The sequence below is a fragment of the Ilumatobacter sp. genome (assembly GCF_041688325.1).
Classification (GTDB): Bacteria; Actinomycetota; Acidimicrobiia; order Acidimicrobiales; family Ilumatobacteraceae; genus Ilumatobacter_A.
In genome coordinates, this window is the sequence record NZ_JBDNIJ010000429.1 from 1 (window position 1) to 2,307 (window position 2,307).

General features: G+C 64.5%; 3 protein-coding genes and 1 pseudogene. All 4 read left to right on the top strand.

Going from position 1 to position 2,307, the window contains the following annotated elements; translation table 11 throughout:
* Positions 1–185 precede the first annotated feature (185 nt).
* Complete coding sequence (locus tag ACH2EI_RS20875; RefSeq protein ID WP_395152503.1) at positions 186–1,052, top strand: cytochrome c biogenesis CcdA family protein; 867 nt, start codon at positions 186–188, stop codon at positions 1,050–1,052.
* Between the two features lie 28 nt (positions 1,053–1,080).
* Positions 1,081–1,341 carry a peroxiredoxin family protein gene (locus ACH2EI_RS20880; protein WP_395152502.1) on the top strand — a complete coding sequence of 87 codons (261 nt, stop codon included), beginning with the start codon at positions 1,081–1,083 and terminating at the stop codon, positions 1,339–1,341.
* 12 nt (positions 1,342–1,353) lie between these two features.
* Positions 1,354–1,647 (top strand): annotated as a pseudogene (locus tag ACH2EI_RS20885) (TlpA disulfide reductase family protein); the annotation flags it as partial.
* Positions 1,634–2,307, top strand: a 674-nt coding sequence (locus ACH2EI_RS20890; protein WP_395161479.1) for a ferric reductase-like transmembrane domain-containing protein, incomplete at its 3' end; no start/stop codon positions are given. The pseudogene ACH2EI_RS20885 and the gene ACH2EI_RS20890, both read left to right, overlap by 14 nt.

A 2,307-nucleotide genomic window follows, 5' to 3' on the forward strand; every position in this document is an offset into this window, starting at 1 on the left:
CGAGTGCGATGACGACCAGGACGATGGCCCTGCGGAGATTGATTCGGGGTCGTTCTTCAGTCTCATCGGACATGGATACCTCACGAGAAGTGGTGGAGCGAGCTGGTGCGATGACGGAAGCTGCGCCGCCGCCATGACCTCTACGACATTATGTCGTAGGTTGATGAGATGTTCTGGACGCGGCGATGATCAGCGGGACGATCGCGCTCGCGTTCACCGCCGGCATGGTCGCGGCGTTCAACCCGTGCGGTTTCTCGTTGCTTCCCGCATACATCGGGGCATTCGTCACCGGCGACGAGGTCGAGGAACGAGTCGACCGTCGCGTGCTGCGTGCCGCCGGCGTCGCCGGGCTGGTGTCGATCGGCTTCATCGCGGTGTTCGCGAGCGTCGGGTTGATCATCGACAGCATCGCCAGCGAGGCACGACGCCAACTCCCCTGGGTGACGATCATCATCGGTGCAGTGCTCGTGATCACCGGCATCGCCACCGCATCGGGTTGGAAACCGAGCATCGGCGTGCGCGGCCCGTCGATCTCGAACGGCGCCTCGAAACCCGTTGCCATGGTCGGCTACGGGGTGACGTACGCGGTTGCGTCGTTGTCGTGCACAATCGGCCCATTCCTCGCGGTGACGAGTACGGCACTCTCACAGTCAGCACTGCAGGGCCTCGCGACGTACGTGACCTACGCGCTCGGCATGGGCGTCATCATCCTGATCTTGAGCGTCGCCTCGGCGCTGGCACACACGGCAGTGGCACGCCACATGCGCCGACTCAGTCGAATCGCACCCCGCGTCGGGGGCGTGCTCATGGTGGCCGCTGGCCTGTATGCGATCTGGTACGGACGCTGGGAACTCGCCGTCTATGACGGCGACCTCGGCGGTGATCCGATCATCGACGCGATGGAGAACGTACGGCTGTGGTTCGTCGATTCGATTCTGGCCGTCGGGGCGCAACGCCTCGCGGTCGTCGCTCTCCTCGGCGTCGCGCTGACCGTCGCCCTGGCGCGCTTCGCCCGCCGCCCGGATCGACACGTCGAGTCCAGCGAACGTTGACCCATCGAAGACCAATGCAGCAGCACCCTTGAATCAGCGCCCATCGAAAAAGGCTCGCCGAGAGGCAGCGAAACGCGCCGCGCTACGCAAACAGTTCCGACTCTGGGGTGGGCTCGCTGCGATTGCCGCGCTGGCGATCGGATCGTTCGTCCTCATCAGTGGCGGCTCCGGCGACGAGGCCGCCGCACTGGCGCCCGACTTCGAACTCGAGACACTGGCGGGAGAACCGGTGTCGCTAAGCGACTACCGCGGCAGACCGGTCGCCGTCACCTTCATGCACAGTTTTTGACCGGCGTGCAACGCCAGTGCCCCCGAGTTGCGGGCGGCCTACGAGAAGTATCAAGACCAGGGTTTCGAAGTCCTGTCGGTCAGCATCCAAGAAGGCGACGCCGAGGTTGCCGAGTTCGTCACGCGCCATGGGGTCTCGTATCCAATGCTGATGGATCGGTCGGGCGAGATCAGTGCGAGCTACGAGATCACGTCCACCCCGACGACATATTTCATCGCTCCGGACGGCACGATCGCGGACTCCACTGCGGGCGTGGTCAGCAGGCAGTGGCTCGAATCGAACATCGTCGACCATGTCGGGGTCTAGTTCACGAATCGTCGCGGCGAGGTCGCGGGCCAAAGGCAGCGGCACGGCGAAGCCGGATCACAACGGGCGCGATCGGAACCGCCACGTCGCACTCGATCGTCGGCGCTGGAAACGCCACGTCGGTACCGCCCTCGCCGCAGCGATCCTCGTCGGCGCCTTCTGGCTGGCTCGCCCGAACTGGGTTGCCGAGATGCGCCTGTGGAAAGCCGTCGGTGACGCCGCGTACGTCCTGCTCCTGGCTGCGCTGGCGGTCGGGCCGATCTCGAAACTGTTTCCCTCGACCCGCAACTGGTTGCGTTGGCGACGCCAGATCGGCATCTGGTTCGCACTGACCGCCTCACTGCACGCGGTACTGATTCTCAACGGGTGGGCTCGATGGAGTCTGCGTCGCTTCCTCGGATACGAATTCGTCCCGCAGCTCGGTCGTGAAGCTCGAATCGAGCCCGGGTTCGGATTGGCGAATCTGATCGGATCAGTCGCCCTGCTCCTCGCTCTGGTCCTTGCGGCAACGTCGTCAGACCGCGTGCTTCGGCGACTCGGCCGGCCCGCGTGGATGTGGCTTCACCGACTCACGCAGACAGTGTTGTTGCTCGCGCTGCTCCACGGCAGCTACTTCTTGTTCATCCACTACACCGAGTCGTTCCACAAGGCGCCGTTGGA

Excerpts from the sequence above, each read along its gene's own strand:
- ACH2EI_RS20875 (WP_395152503.1), top strand. The coding sequence starts at position 186 with ATGATCAGCGGGACGATCGCGCTCGCGTTCACCGCCGGCATGGTCGCG.